Genomic DNA, 20,751 nt, shown 5'->3' with positions numbered 1-20,751 from the left:
GAAGCTTGGGCAGCATCGTGGGACTCGTGGGGCATGGATACGGGCATGCATGCCCCCACATACCTCGCCGCAGGGCTCCGGCTCCCCACGAACGGGCTCGACTACACGATCCTCGGCATCTATTTCGTCGTCGTGCTCGGCATCGGTTTCGCCGCCAAGGCCTCGGTCAGGACCAGCCTCGACTTCTTCCTCTCCGGGCGGTCGCTGCCCGCCTGGATCACCGGCCTCGCGTTCATCTCCGCCAACCTCGGCGCGACCGAGATCCTGGGGATGGCCGCGAACAGCGCGCAGTACGGCGTCTACACCGTGCACTGGTACTGGATCGGCGCGATCCCCGCCATGGTGTTCCTGGGCCTGGTGATGATGCCGTTCTACTACGGCTCGAAGGTCCGCTCGGTCCCCGAGTTCCTGCTCCTGCGCTTCGACAAGGCGGCGCACCTGCTGAGTTCGATCCTGTTCGCCTTCGCGGCGATCCTGATCGCGGGCGTCAACCTGTACTCACTGGCGATCGTGGTCGAGGCACTGCTCGGCTGGCCGCAGTGGGTGGCGATCGTGATCGCCGGGTTCTTCGTCCTGGCGTACATCACGCTCGGCGGCCTGTCCTCGGCGATCTACAACGAGGTGCTGCAGTTCTTCGTGATCCTCGCGGCCCTGATCCCGATCGCCGCGCTCGGTCTGAAGCGGGTCGGCGGCTGGGACGGCCTGACCCACTCGCTCGACAAGACGCACGGCAGTGACTTCACCACCGCCTGGGGCGGTACGGGCATCGGCCATGTGAACCCGCTGGGCGCGAACTGGCTGACCATCGTCCTCGGCCTCGGCTTCGTCCTCTCCTTCGGCTACTGGACGACGAACTTCGCGGAGGTGCAGCGCGCGCTCTCGGCGAAGAACCTGTCGGCGGCCCAGCGCACCCCGCTCATCGCGGCGTTCCCCAAGATCTTCATCGTCTTCCTGGTGATGATCCCGGGCCTGGTGGCGGCGGTCCTGGTGCCCAGGATCGGCACGAGCGGCTCGAACCTCCAGTACAACGACGCGGTCCCGTACCTGATGCAGGAACTGCTGCCGAACGGCGTGCTGGGCATCGCGGTGACGGGGCTCCTGGCGGCCTTCATGGCGGGCATGGCGGCCAACGTCTCGTCGTTCAACACGGTGTTCACGTCGGACATCTGGCGGCGGTACATCGTGACCGACCGGGAGGACTTCTACTACGTCCGCTTCGGCCGGCTGATCACGGTGATCGGCGTGCTGGCGTCGATCGGCACGGCGTTCCTGGCGTCGTCCTTCTCCAACATCATGGCCTACCTGCAGACCCTCTTCTCCTTCTTCAACGTGCCGATGTTCGTGGCCTTCATCGTCGGCATGTTCTGGAAGCGCGCGTCGGCGAAGTCGGGATTCTGGGGCCTGTTGGCAGGCACGACGGCGGCGATGGTCAATTACTTCGTGATCTACAAGCAGGGGATCATCGCCATCCCCTCCGACCAGGGAGCCAACTTCGTCTCGGCGATCGCGGGCTTCGTGGCCGGCGCGGTGGTGATGGTCGCGGTCTCCCTCTTCACGGCACCCAAACCGGCGGAGGACCTCCAGGGCCTGGTCTACGGCACCGTCTCCCCCGGCATGGCCGAGCCGCCGGCCGTGGGCGACGACGCGTGGTACCGCAGGCCGGCACTGCTGGGCTGGGGCGCGCTGATCCTGGCGGCGGCCTGCTACATCCCGTTCTCGTTCTGACGCAGGAGGCCTGAGCAACCATGTCCGACCACTATTCGGACCGTGATGTCCAGCGCGAGGTCACGGAGCTGGAGCATCAGTCCGCGACCGCGACCCGCCTCTTCGACATCCGCACCATCATCGGCGGCCTGTTCGTCGTCTACGGCGTCATCGTCACCCTCGCGGGCCTGACCGCCTCCGACGCCGAACTCGCCAAGGCCCAGGGCGTCAACATCAACCTCTGGACCGGCCTCGGCATGCTCGCCCTGGGCATCTTCTTCCTGCTGTGGCTGTGGCTGCGGCCGCTGGCTCCGCCCGCGCCGCTGCCCGACGAGGAATGATCACTCCAGGTGGTCGCCCGTTCACAGTAGCGGGCGCCCCCGTTCGGGCCACCTCCGGCACATGCCTCTGACCTTTGCCTTTCCGCCCGGCGAGGCCTTGGCGGGCAGCACGGCCTGACACGAGCCGGACACGTGGAGTTGCCGGAGGCCGCGCCGCGAGGCCTCCTGAACTCGGGGATACCTCCCCAACTTCTTCACACAACACACGAAGAAAGGCGCGGAATGTTCTCTTTCAAGCGCTTCGGGTCCGTTGTCGCCTCGGCCGCGGCCCTGGCCTCGCTGTCCATGGCCATAGCCCCGGCGGCCATCGCCGCCTCGGACCCGCAGCCCGTCGTCCAGGAGTCCAAGGGCCCGAAGCCGCCGACGACCCCGACGGTCTGCGCCACGCTGAGCGGTCAGCTCTCCACGCAGCTGCAGGCCGCCGCGACGGCTCTGGCCGCCACGCCGACGCCCAACGTCGCCGCGGCCCAGACGGCGGTCGCCGCCGCCCAGGCCACGGTCGCACAGCTCCGTGCCGCCGGATGCCTCCCGGCAGCGCCTCCGACGCCGCCGACCTGTGCGGCCCTCGCTCTGCAGCTGCAGACGGAGCTGCAGGTCCTCGCCGCCGCGCTGGCGGCCGTCCCGCCCGTCCCGGCCAACATCACCGCGGCACTGAACGCGGTGCTCGCCACCGCGGCGCAGCTCTCCACCGTTTGCGTCTGACCGGTCGTTCACCGCGCACCGTGCCGGCGACTCACGAACACGCCCGACATCGCGGTCTGAACGTATGACGTCTGTGGCGTTGGGTTCGGCGGTACTTCACCGTCGGACCCAACGCCCTTTGCGTACGCGGTGCCTACTCGGGCCCAGGGTCTTCCGCACTCCCCAGCCCCGCCGTCACCGGTCCCGCCCGGTCCAGCAAGCCGGTCCGCGCGGCCAGGGCGGCCGCCTCCAGCCGCGACCCCACCCCCAGCTTCATCAGCACCCGCTGGACATGGGTCCTGGCGGTCGACGGGGCTATCCCCATACCGGCCGCGATGAGCCTCGTGTCCTCCCCGTCCGCGACCCTCACGAGGACCTCCACCTCGCGTGGAGTGAGCATCTGCAGGAGCCGCTGGCCCTCGTCGTCCGGTTGGGCGGCGGGGTTCAGCAGCTCGCTGAAGGCGCCCTGGAGCAGGGCGGGGGCGACCGCCGCCTCACCCGCCCTCGCCTTCATGATGGCGCGCTCGACTCCCTCTATGCGCTCGTCGTGGCGTACGTAGCCCGACGCGCCCGCGGCGAACGCGGCGGCGATACCGCGCGGGTTCGGGACCGGACCCAGAACCAGGACCGCCACCTGCGGACGCTCCCGTTTGATCCTGATCACCGGGTCGAAGATTCCCGGCTCGGCGGGTGTCGCCGTGCCGATCAGGCACACCTCCGGTGCCCTGGTGATCACCAGCTCCGCCGCTCCCGCGGCGGGCGCCGCCGCGGCGAGCACCCGGTGCCCCCGCAGTTTCAACGCCGAGGCCAACGCCTCGGCGAGCAGTCGGTGGTCGTCGACCACCATGAGCCGCACTCCCATCGAGCAACCCCCCAGTCCCCCCAAGCATCCCCACTGGTTCCCCGTGGATTAGGAGCCCCCCGGCTCTCCATCCCCCGGAAGCTACACGCTTGTTCGACGTTGCGCTTCCCCTACTGGTGAGAAGTGCCCCGGAATATCGAAATTCCTCGCATTCGGGAGTGATGAGGGGTAAGCGAACGGCCCCGTCCCTGAGCTGGGACGGGGCCACGGTCAAAAGAAGTTGACCTACTGCGTGCCGAACGCGATCGCCAGGTACTCCTTCTCGGAGTCGCTGTACGGCTTGTGGGCGTAGACCGCGGACATGTACAGGTGGCCCTTGCTGTAAAGGATCTCGGCGTAATCCGGGAGCATGCTCGTCTCCGCGTCGCGGACCGCCTCGGTCGCCGGGTTCTCCAGGAGCGTGGTCTCCTTGAAGGAGGTGCCGTCGATGCTCACGATCTGACCGCCCTTGTCGTAGGGCGGACGCTTGTACGCGAGAAGATTGCCGCCGTCCATGCGCAGCGGGGAGATGTCGTAGCCGTCGCCCGCGTCCGCGCGCTGGCCGGTCTGCTTGCCGGTGCCCAGGTCGAAGGCGACGATCTCGTTGATCTGGCCGGACTGGCCGCCGTCGTGCTGCTCGGTCGGGATGTAGAGCCTGTCGTTGCCGACCACCAGTTTCGTGCAGCTCTCGATCCTGCTGATGCCGTCGCACTTGGCGGCGTAGGTCTTGCCCGGCGCGGAGATCCTGGTGCGCAACTGGCCGGTCTTGTTGTCGATGGAGAAGAAGTCCGAGATGCCGCTGCCGTCACCGGCGGAGTCGCCGACGTCGGCGGCCACCACCAGCGGGTTGGTCGACACGACGCTCGCGTACTCGATGCCGGGCGACATCTTGTACTCCGAGATCACCTTCCCGGACGTCGGGTCGATGGTCTGGATGTGCAACTGCCGCGTACTGCCGTACTCGCCGCACTTGCGGACCGCGACCAGCTTGTCGCCGCCGCCGTACCCGGCGTCGTAGCAGGTGTCCGTGGGCTTGGGTGCCCACAGCGCCTTGCCGGTGGAGATGTCGAACGCGGCGCCACCGTTGGTGCTGCCCACGGCGACGGTGTTCGCGCTGGTGGTGACGTTTTCGAGGCCGATCTTCTGGTCACCGGACTTGACCGACTTCGTCCACAGCAGCTTGCCCGCGGCAAGGTCGAGGGCGGAGAGCTCGCTGCAGCCGTGGGACGGCTTCGCCTTGGTCGGCATGGCGGGCTCGTAGACGATCGCGGTCCGGCCGGAATCGGTGGTGTGGCGGCTGGCCGTGCACACCGGGCCGGGGAGCTTGATCGTCCAGAGCTTGGCGCCGGAGTCGGGGTCGTAGCCGTTGATCTCGGCGTCGCCGCTCTTGGCGTACACCTTGTCGGTGAGCCAGGAGCCGACGGTGGACACGCTGCTCTCAGCGGGCACGGCGGGGGCGGGGACCTGGAAGAGGACCTTGGAGCTGGTGTCGGCGGGGACCTTCTCCTTGCCGGTGGAACCGGTGGTCTTGTCGCCGCCCGAACCGCCCTTGCCTCCGGTGCCGCCGCTCGCGCCGGAGGAGGTGTTCTTGCTGTCGTCCTTGCCGGAGCTCGCGTACCAGACCCCGCCGCCGATGATCAGCGCGACGGCCACCACGGCCGCCACGATGATGACCACCTGGCTGTTCGGCTTCCGCCCGCCGCCCCCGCCCTGGGGAACCTGGGGCTGCATCGGATAGGTCGGCGGCTGCTGCGGATAGCCGTAGCCGTACGGGGGTCCCGGGGGCTGGGCGGGCTGCTGGCCGGGGTAGCCGTAGCCCGGCTGGGCCGGCGGCCCCGGCGGGGGTGCCTGTTGCGGGTAGCCGTAACCGGGACCCTGCGGAGGCTGCGGGGCGCCGAACCCACCGGGCGGAGGAGCCTGGGGCGCACCGAACCCGCCCGGCGGAGGATCCTGAGGCGCACCGAAGCCACCGGGCGGAGGGTCCTGAGGCGCGCCGAAGCCACCCTGTGGGGGCTGGTTCGGCGGTGGTGGGGGCGGCGGCTGGCTCATGACGTGTCTACCTCGGATGCGGATGCGTTGGGGACGGAGATGCGGGAGACGAAGAAGGCGGCGAACGGGGCGAAGGTGGCGTGAGCGTGCGTCACTTGCCGTAGGCCAGCATCAACTTCTCCTTCGACTGGTCGTTGCCCGTCAGCCGGGTGGTGGAGAGATAGAAGCGCCCGTCCACGTAGTCGACCGCCTTCGAGAAGAAGCCGTTCTCGACCGACGCCGTGCCCTGCGGGTTCTGCAGCAGCTTGGTGGGCTGGTGGCTGCTTCCGGTCGTGGGGATCGACACGATCTGCCCACCGGCGTTGTACGACGGTTCGACGTACGCGATCAACCGCGTGCCGTCCATCTTCAGCGGCAGCATCGACTCGGCGGCCGGGGACTTGACGCGCCACTTCTCCTTGCCGGTCGACAGGTCGAAGGCGACGATCTCGTTGGCGCCGCTCTTCGCCTCGGTCGGCAGATAGAGCGTGTTCGCGTCGGCGGCGGTGCCGAAGCAGCCCGTCAGGTCACGGTCGAGAATGGCGAAACCGCACTCGGGCCTGAAGGCGTCACTGCTCTTGAGCTGCGAGCGGACGGCACCGTTGTCCTTGAACGTGGTGACGTTGACCTTCTTCTGGTCCTTGTTGGTCATGTAGATGACGACGGGGTCGACGGAGTACGTGCGCTCGACCGACCAGCCCTTGGGGATCTTCGTGGTCCACTTGGCCTTGCCGGTGGCCGGGTCCAGCTGCTGCACCTCGTCGTGCTCGGTGTCGGTGGCGGCACCGCAGGAGGCGACGGACAGCAGCTTGGCGCCGCCCGCGAACGCGGCCGGGAAGCAGGCCTGGCCGTAGTTCTTCTTGTCCCAGAGCTTCTTGCCGCTGGTGATGTCGTACGCCGTGCCGGACTGCGAGCGACCGACCATCAGCGTCTTGCCGGTGACCGACAGTTCGATGGTGAGCGTGCTGTCGAAGAGCGCTCCGTCGGCGACCTTGCCGCTCCAGCCCTTGGCGCCGGTGTCGAGGTCTATCTGCTGGAGCTGGTTGCACTTGGCGCTGTCGCCGGCACCGCTCTTGTACGCCACGACCACCTTGTCGTCGGACGTCTTCTGCGGGGTGACCGCGCAGATCGGCTGCGGGAACGTGATCGGGGCCCAAGTGGGCTTGCCGTCACCGACGTTGTACGCGAACACCTGCGTGTACGCGGCCTTCACCGCCGTCTTGTCGGTGATCCACAGGCCGGGGGCGTCGGCGCCGGAACCGGGCGCGTCGGGCGCCTGCTTGTACCAGAGCACCTTCGCCTCACCGGCCTGGCGGCCCGCGTTGAGGTTCTCTGAGTCCCCGCCGCCGTTGCCGCTGCCGTCACCGGGATTGACCGGATCGGCGGAGGAGGAGGCCTTCGCACCCTTGCTGTCCTGGGCGACCGGCTTCTTGCCGTCGTCGCCGCCCCCGCCGCTGACGGCCCAGACCGTCCCGCCGACGACGAGCAGCGCGGCCACGGCGGCGCCGATGACCATGGCCGGGCGGCCCTTGAAGGGGTTCTTGGAACCACCGGGAGGAGGCGGAGGGGTGCCCGGGCCGCCGGGATACTGCGCCTGGCCCGGATAGCCGTTCCCGGACCCGTATCCGGGCTGCTGACCGTATGCGGGCTGCTGACCGTACGGGCCGGGCTGGGCGTACGGACCGGGCTGGGCGTACGGCCCCGGCTGCTGCGGCGACTGCGCGTACGGGCCCGGCTGCTGCTGCGGCTGTGCGTACGGGCCCGCCTGCTGCTGCGGCGGCTGTGCGTACGGGGCTGCCGGCTGCTGGGGCGGTGGTGCGTACGGGCCGGGCTGGGCGTAAGGCCCGGGCTGCTGCGGATATCCGTAACCGGGCGCCGGCGGACCGGCGGGCGGAGGGGGCGTGCCCTGGGGCGAGTTGGGGGGCGCGCCGAACCCTCCCTGCGCCGGTGCCGTCGGTGGAACCGGCGGCGTCGACGGCGTCGGTGGCTGGTCCTGCGGTGCTCCGAAGTCACCCTGCGGCGGCTCACTCGGCGGCTGACTCATCAGCGCGTTCCCCCTCGTTCACTGATGTGGCGCCCCACCGGCGGCGCGGTCGGCGGCGCCGATTTCGCGCCACACCGGTGGTTCTCAGACTGTTCTCAGACGGACCTTTCTATCACTCTGGGGACCTCGAACAAGGGGCCGGTACTCCCCCTGTTCCCAAGGGAGGACCGGCCCGTGATGCCCTCGTTATGCGCCTTCACGCCCCCTTCACGGGACGCGCGCGCCACCCGCCAGGGGCCTACGCGTCCTCCGCGAGCTCCAGCCAGCGCAGCTCCAGTTCCTCACGCTCACCGGTCAACTGACGCAGTTCGGCGTCGAGTTTGGCGACCTTCTCGAAGTCCGTCGCGTTGTCGGCGATTTGGGTGTGGAGCTTGCTCTCCTTCTCGGAGATCTTGTCGAGCTGACGCTCGATCTTCTGCAGCTCCTTCTTCGCGGCGCGGGCGTCGGCGGCGGAGGCGGCCCTGGCGGACGGGGCGGGCGCGGCGGCGAGCACGGCGGCCGCGGCGACCTCCTCCATGCGCTTGCGCCGCTCCAGGTACTCGTCGATCCCGCGCGGCAGCATCCGCAGGGTGCTGTCGCCGAGGAGCGCGAACACGTTGTCCGTCGTGCGCTCGATGAAGAACCGGTCGTGGGAGATCACGATCATCGAGCCGGGCCAGCCGTCGAGCAGGTCCTCCAGCTGGGTCAGCGTCTCGATGTCGAGGTCGTTGGTGGGCTCGTCGAGGAAGAGGACGTTGGGCTCGTCCATGAGCAGCCGCAGCAGCTGAAGCCGCCGCCGCTCACCACCGCTGAGGTCCCCGACGGGCGTCCACTGCTTGTCCTTGTTGAAGCCGAACGTCTCGCACAGCTGTCCCGCGGTCAGCTCGCGCCCCTTGCCCAGGTCGACCCGGTCACGGACGGCCTGCACGGCCTGCAGCACCCGCCAGGTCGGGTCGAGCTCGGCGACCTCCTGCGACAGATAGGCGAGCTTGACGGTCTTGCCGGTGCTGATCCGTCCGGCGACGGGCTGCGTCTCCCCGTCGCTGCGGGCGGCCTCGGCCATGGCGCGCAGAAGGGAGGTCTTGCCGGCTCCGTTCACCCCCACGAGCCCGACCCGGTCGCCGGGTCCGAGCTGCCAGGTGAGGTGCTTGAGCAGGACCTTCGGGCCCGCCTGCACCGTCACGTCCTCAAGATCGAAGACCGTCTTGCCCAGGCGCGAGCTGGCGAACTTCATCAGTTCACTCTTGTCGCGGGGCGGCGGCACGTCCGCGATCAGCTCGTTGGCGGCCTCGATGCGGAAGCGCGGCTTGGAGGTGCGGGCGGGGGCGCCGCGGCGCAGCCAGGCCAGCTCCTTGCGCACCAGGTTCTGCCGCTTGACCTCCTCGGTGGCGGCGATGCGCTCACGCTCCGCGCGCGCGAAGACGTAGTCGGAGTACCCGCCCTCGTACTCGTACACCGCGCCCTTCTGCACGTCCCACATCCGGGTGCAGACCTGGTCGAGGAACCACCGGTCGTGGGTCACGCACACCAGCGCCGACCGCCGCTCCCGCAGGTGCTGGGCGAGCCAGGCGATGCCCTCCACGTCCAGGTGGTTGGTGGGCTCGTCGAGGATGATCAGGTCCTGCTCCTCGATGAGCAGCTTGGCGAGCGCGATACGGCGGCGCTCACCGCCGGAGAGCGGGCCGATCACCGTGTCGAGCCCCTGCGGGAACCCCGGCAGGTCAAGGCCGCCGAACAGTCCCGTCAGGACGTCCCTGATCTTGGCGTTGCCCGCCCACTCGTGGTCGGCGAGGTCCCGGATGACCTCGTGCCGGACGGTGGCGGCGGGATCGAGGGAATCGTGCTGGGTCAGCACTCCCAGATGCAGCCCGCCGGAGTGCGTGACACGGCCGGTGTCGGCCTCCTCCAGCTTGGCGAGCATGCGGATGAGGGTGGTCTTGCCGTCGCCGTTCCGCCCGACCACACCGATCCGGTCGCCCTCGCTGACGCCGAGGGAGACTCCGTCGAGCAGGGCACGGGTGCCGTACACCTTGCTGACGGACTCGACATTGACCAGGTTGACGGCCATTTCTCTCCTGAACAAGGGGGACGATCGACCCTCAAGGGTAGTCCGGCTCCCTCACCTCCCGAGCCACACGGGTGGGGCCCGGGGCGCAGCCCCGGCCCCCAGGGGCGCGGGGAACTGCGTGACCAGCCCCCACCGGCCCGCAGACAACGCACCGCCCCGCACACTTACGCGGCCGCAGGCCGCCCCCGTCCCGCCCGCTCCACCAGCAGCCAGCCCACGAGCGTCATCGCCACGGCGACCGGAGCCGTCACCCGGACCGCGACCAGTACCGCCGTACGCCCTTCGAGCAACCCGCCGAACCCGACCATGGAGAGCCCCAGCACCCCGAAGAGGCACAGCGTCACGCCGAGCGCGGCGGCCGGCCGCGCACCCGCGGGCGACGCCCCCGGCTCACCCAGGACCACGGCAAAGGGCTGTTCGAACCTCCGGAACACGGTGACGAGCAGGGCCGTCACCACACCGGCCACCACCACCCGCACCGGCACCTGGGCCCACCACACCCCCGTCGCGGGCTCCGGCAGCCGTACGCCGAGGGCCAGCAGCGCCCCGTACACACCGAGCATCGCGGTGAGGTGCCACAGGAAGGCGGTCATGGACACGCCGTTGGCCGCGACGACCGCACGCCACACCCGTGGCCGGCGCAGCCACCGCTGCGCGGGGCCCCGCAGCGACTCCACCCCGCCGACCAGCCACAGCCCGTGGCACAGCAGCGCGAAGGTGGGCGGCGCCATGTTGGAGATCTTCTCGCCCGGCATCCCGACCATGGACAGCGGATACGGCCCGTACGCCACCAGCAGGACCGCCCCGGCGACCCCGGCGCCCGCGAGGAGGTAGGGGCGTCGCAGCTTCCCGTCCGCGCGCAGGAATCCGAGCTGGTGGACGGCGAGCCAGACGAAGGCGAAGTTCAGGAACTCGACGTACGGCACCCCGAACCCGAACCGCAGCACGTCCACGAGCCCGGCCGCGGCGACGAGCCCGCCGAACGCGCCCCACCCGTATCGCTCGTGCAGCCGCAGCAGCGGCGGGGTGAAGGCCACCATCGCCAGATAGATCCCTATGAACCACAGCGGCTGGGCGACGAGTCGCAGCGACACGTCCAGCAACCCGCCCTGCCTGCCCGCGAGTTGCAGAGCGAGCGCGAGTGCTCCCCACACGCCGATGAACACCACGGTCGGCCGCAGCAGCCGCTGCAACCTGGCACGCAGGAACACGGAGTAGAGAGGCCCTCCCCCGTTCTCTGCGGCCTTGCGCCGCAGCGAGCGGTAGGACAGGGCGTGCGAGAAGCCGCCGACGAAGAAGAAGACGGGCATGACCTGGAGGGCCCAGGTGAGCAGTTGGAGGCGGGGCTCCACGGCGAGCAGGTTCCCGACCTCGGCCCGTCCGTCGCCGCGCACCGACACGGCGGCCATCAGCCAGTGCCCGAGCACCACCGTGCCGAGCGAGGCGACCCGCAGCAGGTCGACGTACTTGTCGCGCGAGGCGGGTGTGGCCTCGGCGAGGGCGTGAGCGCTTGATCCCATACGAGTACGGTCGCGCCGTCCGCCGCAATGGCGTCAGCGCGCCCGTACTCAATTCGCCTCTGAGTACCGGGCCCGTGACGTGCCCGTGGGGGTCAGACGACCGTCGCGCCGGGGGCGGGGCCGTCGGTGACCCGTACCGTCCGGCAGGTGCCGGAGGCGCGCAGCGCGTCGGCGACCGTGCGCGCGGACTCGGCGTCCGCCGCGAGGAAGGCCGTGGTCGGCCCCGAACCGGAGACCAGGGCCGCGAGCGCACCGGCGGTCCGCCCGGCGGCGAGCGTCTCGGCGAGGGCCGGGAAGAGGGAGAGGGCGGCGGGCTGGAGGTCGTTGGAGACGGCGCGGGCGAGGGCCCCGGCGTCCCCCTTGGCCAGCGCGTCGAGCAGCTCCTGCGAGGCGACCGGCTCCGGGATCCGCACGCCCTCGTTCATCCGGTCGAACTCCCGGAAGACCGCCGGGGTCGACAGCCCGCGCTCGGCGATCGCGAAGACCCAGTGGAAGGTCCCGCCGACGTCCAGCGTCCGCAGCTGCTCACCCCGTCCGACACCCAGCGCCGCCCCGCCCACCAGGCTGAACGGCACGTCACTGCCCAACTCGGCGCAGATGTCGAGGAGTTCCTCGCGGGAGGCGTTCGTCCCCCACAGGGCGTCGCAGGCGAGCAGCGCGCCGGCGCCGTCGGCGCTGCCGCCCGCCATGCCGCCCGCGACGGGGATGTCCTTGGCGATGTGGAGGTGGACGGCCGGTTCGATGCCGTACCGGCGGGCGAGTTCGAGGGCCGCGCGGGCCGCCAGGTTCGTGGTGTCGAGGGGGACCTGGTCGGCGTCCGGGCCCTCGCAGGTGATCCGCAGCTCGTCCGCCGGCGTCACGGTGACCTCGTCGTACAGCCCTACGGCGAGGAAGACGTTGGCCAGGTCGTGGAAGCCGTCGGGGCGGGCGGCGCCGACGGCGAGCTGGACGTTGACCTTGGCGGGGACACGTACGGTCACGACGTCCGTGCCCGTGCCCGTCCCCCTGCCCTTGCCCGTGTGCGTCGTGGGCTCGGTCTTCGACTCCGTCACGGCTGAGCGCTCTCCTTGTTCTCGGCCTTGCTCTCGGCGTTCTCAGCCTTGCCCTCGGCCTTGTTCTCGGCCTTGTTCTCGGCGATACGGGCGAACTCCTCCACCGTCAGCGACTCCCCGCGGGCCTGCGGTGAGACCCCGGCGGCGACGAGCGCGACCTCGGCGGCGGCCGCGGAACCGGCCCACCCGGCGAGAGCGGCGCGCAGCGTCTTGCGCCGCTGGGCGAAGGCGGCGTCGACGACCGCGAAGACCTCGCGCTTGGAGGCCGTGGTCCTGATGGGCTCGGCGCGCCTGACGAGCGACACGAGGCCGCTGTCGACGTTCGGCGCGGGCCAGAAGACGTTGCGTCCGATGGAGCCGGCCCGCTTCACGTCGGCGTACCAGTTGGCCTTGACGCTCGGCACGCCGTACACCTTCGAGCCTGGGTCGGCGGCGAGCCGGTCGGCGACCTCGGCCTGCACCATCACCAGCGTGCGCTCGATGGTCGGGAAGGTGGCGAGCATGTGCAGCAGCACGGGGACGGCGACGTTGTACGGGAGGTTCGCGACGAGGGCCGTGGGGGCGGGGCCGGGGAGCTCGTTCACGTGCATGGCGTCGGAGTGCACGAGGGCAAAGCGGTCGGCCCGGGCCGGCATACGGGCGGCGATGGTCGCCGGGAGCGCCCCCGCGAGTACGTCGTCGATCTCCACGGCGACGACCCGGTCGGCCGCCTCCAGCAGCGCGAGGGTCAGCGAGCCGAGGCCCGGGCCGACCTCGACGACCACGTCGTCGGCCCGCACGCCGGCGGTGCGCACGATGCGGCGCACGGTGTTGGCGTCGATCACGAAGTTCTGGCCGCGCTGCTTGGTGGGCCGCACACCGAGGGCACCCGCGAGCTCGCGGACGTCGGCGGGGCCCAGGAGGGCGTCGGGGGTGGGGCTGTTCACGCCCCAAGACTACGGGGACGCGGGGCGCAGCCCCCGCCTCAGGGGGCGCGGGGCGCTGCTGGAGATGCGGCTGCGCCGCGTGGGCGCGAGCAAGCCCCACCGCACCCGCAGCCGGAGAACCCGTCAGCCGTGGAGGTGGGCTCCGCAGTGGGGCCACGGGCTCGCGCCCCGGCGGACGTACAGCTTCTTCGCCCGGCGGGTCTGCTCCGCGGCCGGCGCGTCCTGGGGCCGCCCGGACCCCCCGAGCGTGTGCCAGGTGTGGGTGTCGAACTGGTACAGGCCGCCGTAGGTGCCGGAGGGGTCCACGGCGCCGGGGCGGCCGCCGGACTCGCACGCCGCGAGTCCGGACCAGTTCAGATGGTCGGCACCCTGCGTGGAATCGGGCCGCGGCTTCGTACCGACCCGCACCACCTGTCCACGCGGCTCCCGGACCACCTCGTCCCCGACCCTCCGCGGCTTCTGCCTGACCCCGTTGACGGTCCGCAGCAGGTAGGTGACCCGCCGGGCCCCGGGCTCCCCGGCCCGGTCGACGACCTCGGTGCCGCGGAACAGCGAGGGGTCGTTCGTCCGTGTCGTCCGGAAGGGGATCGCCTCCTCGCGGACCTCCTGGGTGCCGGTGATCCGCATCACGCTGACCGTCTGTCCGTCCCGGGGGAAGCTCCCGGGCGGGACGGACGTCGTGTCCTCGCCGTGGAGGGTGATCCCGGCTCTCTCGACGGCCTCGCCGACGGTCGCCGCGTTCGTCCGGATCGTCCGTGCCCGTCCGTCCGCCATGATCGTCACCGTCCGCTCGGTGCGGACGTCGAGCGCGAGGCCCTCACGGCCGATGCGCCGGGAGCGCGAGGTCGACAGGTACGCCCCCTCGGCGCGCACCCCGAGCTGCTGGAGCGCCCCGTCCACCGTGTGCGCCGTCGTCCACACCTCGTGCGGCTGTCCGTCGAGGGTGAGCCGTACGGGCCGCCCGTAGTGGACCGCGACCTCGTCACCGCTGGTCAGCTCGGTGCCGGGGGCGGGCGCGACGACGTCGTGCGCGCCGACCCGCACGCCCTCCTCGGCGAGCAGTTCGGTGACGTCGTCGGCGAAGGTGTGCAGCGTGCGCGCTCTGCCGTCGACGCTGAGCTCGATGGCCTTGTCGTTGGCGACGAAGGCGGAGGTGCCGCCGGCGAGGAAGGCGACGACCAGCGCCTGGGGCAGCAGTCGCCGCAGCGGGTCGGGACGCTCTGCGGTGCGCCGGCGCCGGGCAGCGCGCCGGGCAGCGGCCCGCCCGCCGGACCGGGGATCCTCCGCCGCGTCACCGAGCGCCTGCGTCTGCGTGCGTGTCTGTGTCTGCACCAACGTCTGCGTCTGCCGGGGCAGTATCGGCTCGGTCGGCGCCTGGGACGCCGCCAGTGCCTCGTACGCGGGCCGGTAGGTGTCCACGTAGCCGCCGCGGTCCGGGCTTCCGGCACCGTACGGCGGCTGCTCACCAGTTTCTCGGTCCTCGAACGACGTTCCAGTCAGGCCAAACGTCTCGTTCTGCGAGTTGCTCACGACGACACGCTCCAGGGGGGTCCGGATCGGGCGACCAGAACCTAGCGGAGCGGTCGTCACTCTCCCAAGCAACGCGGCTACGCTGTGTCGCGATACTGCCCTGAGGTGTGACCCCGAAAAATGGCCGGAAGCGTGATCCCTCAGTAACCGAAGGCCCGTGCGGTGTTCGCCGAGAGCGCCGTCGCCAGCGTGTCCTCGTCGATGCCCCGCACGGCCGCCATGGCGCGCACCGTGACCGGAATGAGATAGGGCGCGTTAGGCCGTCCGCGGTAGGGGGCGGGGGTCAGGAAGGGCGCGTCGGTCTCGACGAGGACGAGCTCCAGGGGGGCCACAGCCAGCGCGTCGCGCAGTGGCTGGGCGTTCTTGAAGGTCATGTTTCCGGCGAAGGACATGTAGTACCCGGCCTGGGCGCAGATTTCGGCCATCACCGCGTCGCCGGAGTAGCAGTGGAAGACGGTCCGCTCGGGCGCGCCTTCCTCCTTCAGGACGCGCAGCACGTCGGCGTGCGCGTCCCGGTCGTGAATGACCAGGGCTTTTCCGTGCCGCTTGGCGATCTCTATGTGGGCGCGGAAGGAGCGCTCCTGGGCGGCCTTGCCTTCGGGACCCGTACGGAAGTAGTCGAGCCCGGTCTCGCCGACGCCCTTGACCTGGGGCAGAGCGGCGAGGCGGTCGATCTCGGCGAGGGCCTCGTCCAGGGCGCCGTCGCCGCCGGGCTGCCGTGCGCCCTGGCGGGACCAGCCGTCGGGGTCGCCGTGCACGATACGGGGCGCCTCGTTGGGGTGCAGGGCGACGGTGGCGTGGACGGCCTCGTACGCGGCGGCGGTCTCGGCCGCCCAGCGGGAGCCCTTCAGGTCGCAGCCGACCTGGACGACCGTGCTCACGCCGACCGAGGCGGCCTTGGCGAGGCCTTCCTCGACGGTGCCGGACTGCATGTCCAGGTGGGTGTGCGAGTCGGCGACGGGGACGCGCAGCGGCTCGGGGAGCGGTGGCGCTTCGGTCTTGTCGGAGGGCATGCCCCGATCCTACGAAAGGGGCACGCCGGACCGGACCTCACCCGGGCGAGGTCACCGCGCTTCCGCGATCAGCCCGCCTTGCGGTGGTGGAAGGGGTGCAGCAGGTCGGAGAGGTGCCAGTGGTGGGGTTCCCCGGGCACGGCCGGCTGGTCGACGGCCTCGTCGTGGGCCTGCTCGCCGTGGGCCTGCTCGGGGTGGGCCGGCACCGGTCGGTGCGTGTGCTGGTGCATGGAGTTCTGGACGGAGGACACCTGTCCGGCGCGCATGATGCGCACCACGTGTCCGTCGCAGTTCTGGCAGGAGGGCCGACTCAGCGGCGACGGCACGACATGGCCGTCCGCCACGTACATCACGAACTCGCCGCCCTCGGCGTCGCGGTGGTGCTCTATCTCGAACGACTGCTCCCAGCCGTGCCCGCAGCGCATGCATGCGAAGGAATACGACTCGTTGACGACGGCGGTCGCCGCGCTGCGGTTGCCGGTCTGCCCTGCGATCTCACTCATGCCAGCTCCTGCTGTTCCGCTGGACAAGCGCCCCCGGTCGGCGGGGGCGAGGGACGGGTACGTCCCTTCAACCAGTGGACGCTTCTCCGGGCGGAAACGCATCAGGCCTGTCGACTATTGGAGTCGTTTTGGCCTTTCCTTGTCGGAATGCCTCGAAGACACGGCCTGAGCTTTGCTTTCCGTGCGGGCCCTTTGCTCTTCTATGGGGCGCTGTGCGCCGCGTTCTTTGCCGCGACCACCGCATCGAAGACGTCGCGCTTGGGAATTCCGGCCTCGGCCGCGACCGCCGCGATGGCCTCCTTGCGGCGCTCTCCCGCCTCCTCCCGCACCCGCACCCTGCGCACCAGCTCGCCCGCGTCCAGTTCCTCGGCGCCCTTCTCCGGCGCGCCCTCGACCACCACCGTGATCTCCCCGCGTACGCCCTCGGCGGCCCAGGCCGCCAGCTCGCCCAGCGGTCCGCGCTTGACCTCCTCGTACGTCTTGGTCAGCTCGCGGCAGACGGCGGCCCGCCGCCCGTCCCCGAAGACCTCGGCCATCGCGGCGAGGGTGTCGTCGAGGCGGTGCGGGGCCTCGAAGTAGACCATCGTGCGGCGCTCGCCCTCGACCTCCCGCAGCCGGGACAGCCGCTCGCCCGCCTTCCTCGGCAGGAACCCCTCGAAGCAGAACCGGTCGACGGGCAGCCCGGACAGCGCGAGCGCGGTGAGCACGGCGGACGGGCCGGGTACGGCGGTGACCTTGATGTCCTTCTCGACGGCCGCGGCGACCAGCCGGTACCCGGGGTCGGAGACGGACGGCATCCCGGCGTCGGTCACCAGCAGCACGCGCGCGCCGCCGGCCAGCGCCTCGACGAGTTCGGGCGTGCGGGCGGCCTCGTTCCCCTCGAAGTACGACACCACGCGCCCGGTGGGCTGCACGCCCAGCGCCTGGGTCAGCCGGCGCAGCCTGCGGGTGTCCTCGGCGGCGACGACGTCCGCGCCCGCCAGCTCCTGGGCGAGCCGCGGCGGGGCGTCGGCCACGTCGCCGATGGGGGTGCCGGCCAAAACAAGGGTTCCTGTCACAGTTCCATCCTCGCAGGGGCATTCGGCGGCAGCCGCATCCACCCATTAGGCCCGTGCACGGGACTCCCACAGACCTGTTCCCTACGATGGCGCGGTGACCAGTACCGCGTCCTCCACGGACACCCGGCAGGGCCAGGCAGCCGAAGAACGGCGGCCGTCGTGGCAGCAGCGGCTGCGCCGCTTCGGATACAACGCGCCACCCAGAAGCGATGTGCGTGATCGGCTCGTGCCGCCGTACGCCGAGCCCAGTCCCCGGATCTGGGCTGCGTTCGGGCTGCGCCACGCGGTCGCGGAGCGCATCACGCGCTGGTCGGGCTGGGGCGGCCCGCTGCTCGTGACCCTGATGGCGGGGCTGATGCGGTTCTGGAACCTGGGCAGCCCGAAGGCGGTGATATTCGACGAGACGTACTACGCCAAGGACGCCTGGGCGCTGATCCACCGCGGGTACGAGGTCAACTGGGACAAGAACGCCAATGACCTGATCCTGCAGAACAACGGGCACGTCGGCATCCCCTCCGACGCCGCCTACGTGGTGCATCCCCCGGTCGGCAAGTACGTCATCGGGCTCGGCGAGTGGATGTTCGGCTTCAATCCGTTCGGCTGGCGTTTCATGACGGCGCTGCTCGGCACGCTGTCGGTGCTGCTGCTGTGCCGGATCGGGCGCCGGATGTTCCGCTCGACGTTCCTGGGCTGTCTCGCGGGCGCGCTGATGGCGGTGGACGGGCTGCACTTCGTGATGAGCCGCACCTCGCTGCTCGACGGTGTGCTGATGTTCTTCGTACTGGCGGCCTTCGGCTGTCTGATCGTGGACCGCGACCGCGCGCGTGCCCGGCTGGCGGCCGCCCTGCCCACGGACGCGGACGGTCTCGTACGCCCCGACGCGCACATCGCCGAGTCCACCCGCCTCGGCTGGCGCCCCTGGCGCTGGACGGCCGGTCTGATGCTGGGCCTGGCCCTCGGCACCAAGTGGAGCGGCCTGTACGTCCTCTTCGCGTTCTGCCTGATGGCGGTCCTGTGGGACGTCGGCGCGCGCCGGGTCGCGGGCGCCCGTCACCCGTACGTGGCGGCCCTCAAGCACGACACGGGCATCACGTTCCTCGCGACGGTCCCGGTGGCGATCGTCACCTACTTCATCTCCTGGACCGGCTGGATCCTCTCCCCCACCAACGGCAAGGGCGGCTACTTCCGCAACTGGGCCGCGACCGACGGCAAGGGCGGCAACTGGACCTTCCTGCCCGACTGGCTGCGCAGCCTGTGGCACTACGAGCACGAGGTGTACGAGTTCCACGTCGGTCTCTCGTCCCCGCACACCTACCAGTCGAACCCGTGGAGCTGGCTCGTCCTGGGCCGCCCGGTCTCGTACTTCTACGAGTCCCCGCTGCCCGGCAAGGACGGCTGCCCGGCGGACGCGGGCGACAAGTGCGCCCGCGAGGTCCTGGCCCTGGGCACGCCCCTCCTCTGGTGGGCCGCCTGCTTCGCGATCGTCTACGTCCTGTGGCGCTGGGCGTTCCGCCGCGACTGGCGGGCGGGCGCGATCGCCTGCGGCATCGCGGCCGGCTACCTCCCCTGGTTCATGTACCAGGAGCGCACGATCTTCTTCTTCTACGCCATCATCTTCGTCCCGTTCCTGTGCCTGGCGGTCGCCATGATGATCGGCGCGATCCTCGGCCCACCCGGCTCCACGGAACGCCGCCGCGTCATCGGCGCGGCGAGCGCGGGCGTCCTGGTCCTCCTGATCGCCTGGAACTTCATCTACTTCTGGCCCCTGTACACGGGCACGGCGATCCCCATGGACCAGTGGCGGTCGCGGATGTGGCTGGACACCTGGGTCTAGCTGCACGGACACAGCACGAGGGCGCGGCTGTCAGCCGCGCCCTCGTGGTCGTTGTTGGTCGCCATGGTCGCCGGCAGTTGCGCCGGCCGTGAAAGGTCTGGAAGGTCTGGAAGACACCAAGCCTCACCGGCCCTTCCTCAACGCCTCTGTCGGCATCTCGGCAAACCCGCTGTCGATCGTTTCAAGTCCGTACCGCGCAAGGAGGGTGCTCATATCTCGCGCACTCGGCCTCACATTCTCTCCCTCCTTCGAAGGGGAGACGGTCACCGCAATGTTCGGATTCTTCAGCATCCACCACGTGGTGAGATGTTTCTGCCTTCTTGTCGCCGCAGTCAGATAACTTCCCTCGCGCAGAGGAAACGTCCACTTCAGAAAATCAACGCCAGAGGGTGCACCACCTCTCACCCATTCCGGGGCATCACTGATGTGTTTGAGTGATGATTCATCCCAGGACTTTTGCACGTCGGGAGTGTCGAGAGATACTCGATCCTTCCTTACCAGAATGGCTTCGGCGTAAGCCATGAGGGTCTGATACTTGATATCCTTTGGCAGCCGGATGACGCGATCCACCGTCCGAGTTTCTCCGGGGTCCAACCACGTGTCCGTGCCGGGATAGAAGATCATGCCATTCTCGATCACGGTCGCGCCCTTGATCTGGAAATCATCCCGGACAACACCGTTCGATGCGCCATACAGCCAGTCCTTGCGAGTTCCCGGCACCCGGCTTGTTTCCTCATATTGCCCCTGGACCACATAGATACTCTGGGGGACATATGCAGAGACTTTCCCGCCATTCTTCAGCGTCAGACGCAGCGGCACCGTGGTGCCGCCGGTGGCATCGTTCGCCACAGGCTTTTCAAACTCCGCCGTAACCGACACGAGCATAGGGGTGGAATAGGGTAGATAAACCTGCGAGTACGCAAAGTTACCGAACGCCAAAAGCGTCGTCGCCAGGGCCCCCACGGCGAACGCGCGGGGCGCCGGAATATCTTTCCAGACTTTTTCGCGCCGCAGGAGCACCCATAACGCCCAGCCCGACCAGGCTATAAGAGCAATCCAGGCGATCAGCCAGTTCGTGAGTTCGCGTCCCTCTATCTGCATCGCCAAAAGTCCGGCGTTGGTGATCAGGACAAGCAGAACGGCAGCCAGGACGAGCATTCCCGATGCCCTGAAACTCCGCCCTCCCCAGTAGTCCCAAGCGGCAACTACGGCAAGAAACATCACCAGGGCGACGATCAATGCGGAGAAGCCGGTTGTCCGGCCCGCGAACGACAGCGCCTCACTGACATCCTTCAACCCGAACCAGGCGAGTATGCCGCCGCCGGTCACCAGACCTGCGGCCATCACGATCGCTACCGGAAGGTTTCGGAGCCGTCCACTTGCCTCGTCATGCGGCGGAACGACATTCGGTTCTTCCATAAATCCACCATGAGCGCAACCGTTGGGCAGAGCGCGCCGAATTGTGCCATCCGTGACATGCGCACGGTCCTGGTCGTGTCTGCGTTGGCGCCGTCATCCCAGGATGTTGTGCGTGTTGTTCGTGTTGGGAATTCCGCCGCCGGGGCGGCCCGGGGTGTTCGTGGCAGTCGGCGTGTTGGGCGTGTTGGGAATGTGCCCGCCGCCCCTCCC

16 protein-coding genes are annotated in these 20,751 nt (G+C 69.9%); 4 read left to right on the top strand and 12 right to left on the bottom strand.

All coding sequences use genetic code 11. From position 1 onward, the window contains the following. Nucleotides 1-45: 45 nt before the first annotated feature. The 3 genes from ACZ69M_RS42655 (at nucleotide 46) to ACZ69M_RS42645 (ending at nucleotide 2,747) form a co-directional block, all read left to right on the top strand. Nucleotides 46-1,725 (top strand): sodium:solute symporter family protein, encoded by a 1,680-nt coding sequence (locus ACZ69M_RS42655; protein ID WP_470058628.1) that lies wholly within the window; start codon nucleotides 46-48, stop codon nucleotides 1,723-1,725. Between the two features lie 20 nt (nucleotides 1,726-1,745). Further along, entirely contained in the window at nucleotides 1,746-2,045 is a 300-nt protein-coding gene (locus ACZ69M_RS42650) for a hypothetical protein (protein WP_470058626.1), read from the top strand. Between the two features lie 222 nt (nucleotides 2,046-2,267). Then, nucleotides 2,268-2,747 carry a hypothetical protein gene (locus ACZ69M_RS42645; RefSeq protein ID WP_470058624.1) on the top strand — a complete coding sequence of 160 codons (480 nt, stop codon included), beginning with the start codon at nucleotides 2,268-2,270 and terminating at the stop codon, nucleotides 2,745-2,747. A 133-nt stretch (nucleotides 2,748-2,880) separates the two neighbouring features. Here the strand turns inward: ACZ69M_RS42645 and ACZ69M_RS42640 are convergent, their stop codons facing one another. The 11 genes from ACZ69M_RS42640 to rsmI form a co-directional block, all read right to left on the bottom strand. Beyond that, nucleotides 2,881-3,588: a helix-turn-helix transcriptional regulator gene (locus tag ACZ69M_RS42640; RefSeq protein WP_470058622.1), complete on the bottom strand. Its 708-nt coding sequence runs from the start codon at nucleotides 3,586-3,588 to the stop codon at nucleotides 2,881-2,883. Between the two features lie 225 nt (nucleotides 3,589-3,813). Then, nucleotides 3,814-5,616, bottom strand: coding sequence for an outer membrane protein assembly factor BamB family protein (locus tag ACZ69M_RS42635; RefSeq protein ID WP_470058620.1), 1,803 nt, complete (start codon nucleotides 5,614-5,616; stop codon nucleotides 3,814-3,816). 91 nt (nucleotides 5,617-5,707) lie between these two features. Further along, nucleotides 5,708-7,639 (bottom strand): outer membrane protein assembly factor BamB family protein, encoded by a 1,932-nt coding sequence (locus tag ACZ69M_RS42630; RefSeq protein WP_470058618.1) that lies wholly within the window; start codon nucleotides 7,637-7,639, stop codon nucleotides 5,708-5,710. Between the two features lie 238 nt (nucleotides 7,640-7,877). Next, a complete protein-coding gene (locus ACZ69M_RS42625) occupies nucleotides 7,878-9,686 on the bottom strand; it encodes an ABC-F family ATP-binding cassette domain-containing protein (protein WP_470058616.1) in 1,809 nt (602 codons plus the stop codon). 164 nt (nucleotides 9,687-9,850) lie between these two features. Next, the gene (locus tag ACZ69M_RS42620; RefSeq protein ID WP_470058614.1) at nucleotides 9,851-11,206 is read right to left on the bottom strand and encodes an acyltransferase family protein; all 1,356 of its coding nucleotides are present in this window, start codon (nucleotides 11,204-11,206) and stop codon (nucleotides 9,851-9,853) included. Between the two features lie 92 nt (nucleotides 11,207-11,298). After that, nucleotides 11,299-12,186 (bottom strand): 4-(cytidine 5'-diphospho)-2-C-methyl-D-erythritol kinase, encoded by an 888-nt coding sequence (locus ACZ69M_RS42615; protein ID WP_470058696.1) that lies wholly within the window; start codon nucleotides 12,184-12,186, stop codon nucleotides 11,299-11,301. A gap of 68 nt (nucleotides 12,187-12,254) precedes the next feature. Continuing rightward, complete coding sequence (gene rsmA, locus ACZ69M_RS42610; RefSeq protein WP_470058612.1) at nucleotides 12,255-13,184, bottom strand: 16S rRNA (adenine(1518)-N(6)/adenine(1519)-N(6))-dimethyltransferase RsmA; 930 nt, start codon at nucleotides 13,182-13,184, stop codon at nucleotides 12,255-12,257. A gap of 123 nt (nucleotides 13,185-13,307) precedes the next feature. Further along, a complete protein-coding gene (locus ACZ69M_RS42605) occupies nucleotides 13,308-14,714 on the bottom strand; it encodes a ubiquitin-like domain-containing protein (RefSeq protein WP_470058610.1) in 1,407 nt (468 codons plus the stop codon). A 140-nt stretch (nucleotides 14,715-14,854) separates the two neighbouring features. Further along, entirely contained in the window at nucleotides 14,855-15,727 is an 873-nt protein-coding gene (locus ACZ69M_RS42600) for a TatD family hydrolase (RefSeq protein ID WP_352044326.1), read from the bottom strand. A 68-nt stretch (nucleotides 15,728-15,795) separates the two neighbouring features. Then, nucleotides 15,796-16,230: a hypothetical protein gene (locus ACZ69M_RS42595; protein ID WP_382181972.1), complete on the bottom strand. Its 435-nt coding sequence runs from the start codon at nucleotides 16,228-16,230 to the stop codon at nucleotides 15,796-15,798. Between the two features lie 200 nt (nucleotides 16,231-16,430). Further along, nucleotides 16,431-17,288 (bottom strand): 16S rRNA (cytidine(1402)-2'-O)-methyltransferase, encoded by an 858-nt coding sequence (rsmI, locus tag ACZ69M_RS42590; RefSeq protein WP_382034787.1) that lies wholly within the window; start codon nucleotides 17,286-17,288, stop codon nucleotides 16,431-16,433. 94 nt (nucleotides 17,289-17,382) lie between these two features. On the opposite strand from rsmI, the gene ACZ69M_RS42585 reads away from it, so the two are divergent. Continuing rightward, entirely contained in the window at nucleotides 17,383-19,122 is a 1,740-nt protein-coding gene (locus ACZ69M_RS42585) for a dolichyl-phosphate-mannose--protein mannosyltransferase (protein ID WP_470058607.1), read from the top strand. A 123-nt stretch (nucleotides 19,123-19,245) separates the two neighbouring features. Here the strand turns inward: ACZ69M_RS42585 and ACZ69M_RS42580 are convergent, their stop codons facing one another. Further along, entirely contained in the window at nucleotides 19,246-20,541 is a 1,296-nt protein-coding gene (locus ACZ69M_RS42580) for a hypothetical protein (protein WP_470058605.1), read from the bottom strand. Nucleotides 20,542-20,751 lie beyond the last annotated feature (210 nt).

It is taken from the genome of Streptomyces sp. NPDC107454 (assembly GCF_055582885.1).
Note: the sequence above shows the minus strand (reverse complement) of the source record. Positions and strands in the feature narration are given on the sequence as shown.

Excerpts from the sequence above, each read along its gene's own strand:
- ACZ69M_RS42620 (WP_470058614.1), bottom strand. The coding sequence starts at position 11,206 with ATGGGATCAAGCGCTCACGCCCTCGCCGAGGCCACACCCGCCTCGCGC.
- ACZ69M_RS42640 (WP_470058622.1), bottom strand. The coding sequence starts at position 3,588 with ATGGGAGTGCGGCTCATGGTGGTCGACGACCACCGACTGCTCGCCGAG.
- ACZ69M_RS42595 (WP_382181972.1), bottom strand. The coding sequence starts at position 16,230 with ATGAGTGAGATCGCAGGGCAGACCGGCAACCGCAGCGCGGCGACCGCC.
- ACZ69M_RS42600 (WP_352044326.1), bottom strand. The coding sequence starts at position 15,727 with ATGCCCTCCGACAAGACCGAAGCGCCACCGCTCCCCGAGCCGCTGCGC.
- ACZ69M_RS42650 (WP_470058626.1), top strand. The coding sequence starts at position 1,746 with ATGTCCGACCACTATTCGGACCGTGATGTCCAGCGCGAGGTCACGGAG.
- ACZ69M_RS42635 (WP_470058620.1), bottom strand. The coding sequence starts at position 5,616 with ATGAGCCAGCCGCCGCCCCCACCACCGCCGAACCAGCCCCCACAGGGT.
- ACZ69M_RS42580 (WP_470058605.1), bottom strand. The coding sequence starts at position 20,541 with ATGGAAGAACCGAATGTCGTTCCGCCGCATGACGAGGCAAGTGGACGG.
- ACZ69M_RS42645 (WP_470058624.1), top strand. The coding sequence starts at position 2,268 with ATGTTCTCTTTCAAGCGCTTCGGGTCCGTTGTCGCCTCGGCCGCGGCC.
- ACZ69M_RS42630 (WP_470058618.1), bottom strand. The coding sequence starts at position 7,639 with ATGAGTCAGCCGCCGAGTGAGCCGCCGCAGGGTGACTTCGGAGCACCG.
- ACZ69M_RS42655 (WP_470058628.1), top strand. The coding sequence starts at position 46 with ATGCATGCCCCCACATACCTCGCCGCAGGGCTCCGGCTCCCCACGAAC.
- ACZ69M_RS42625 (WP_470058616.1), bottom strand. The coding sequence starts at position 9,686 with ATGGCCGTCAACCTGGTCAATGTCGAGTCCGTCAGCAAGGTGTACGGC.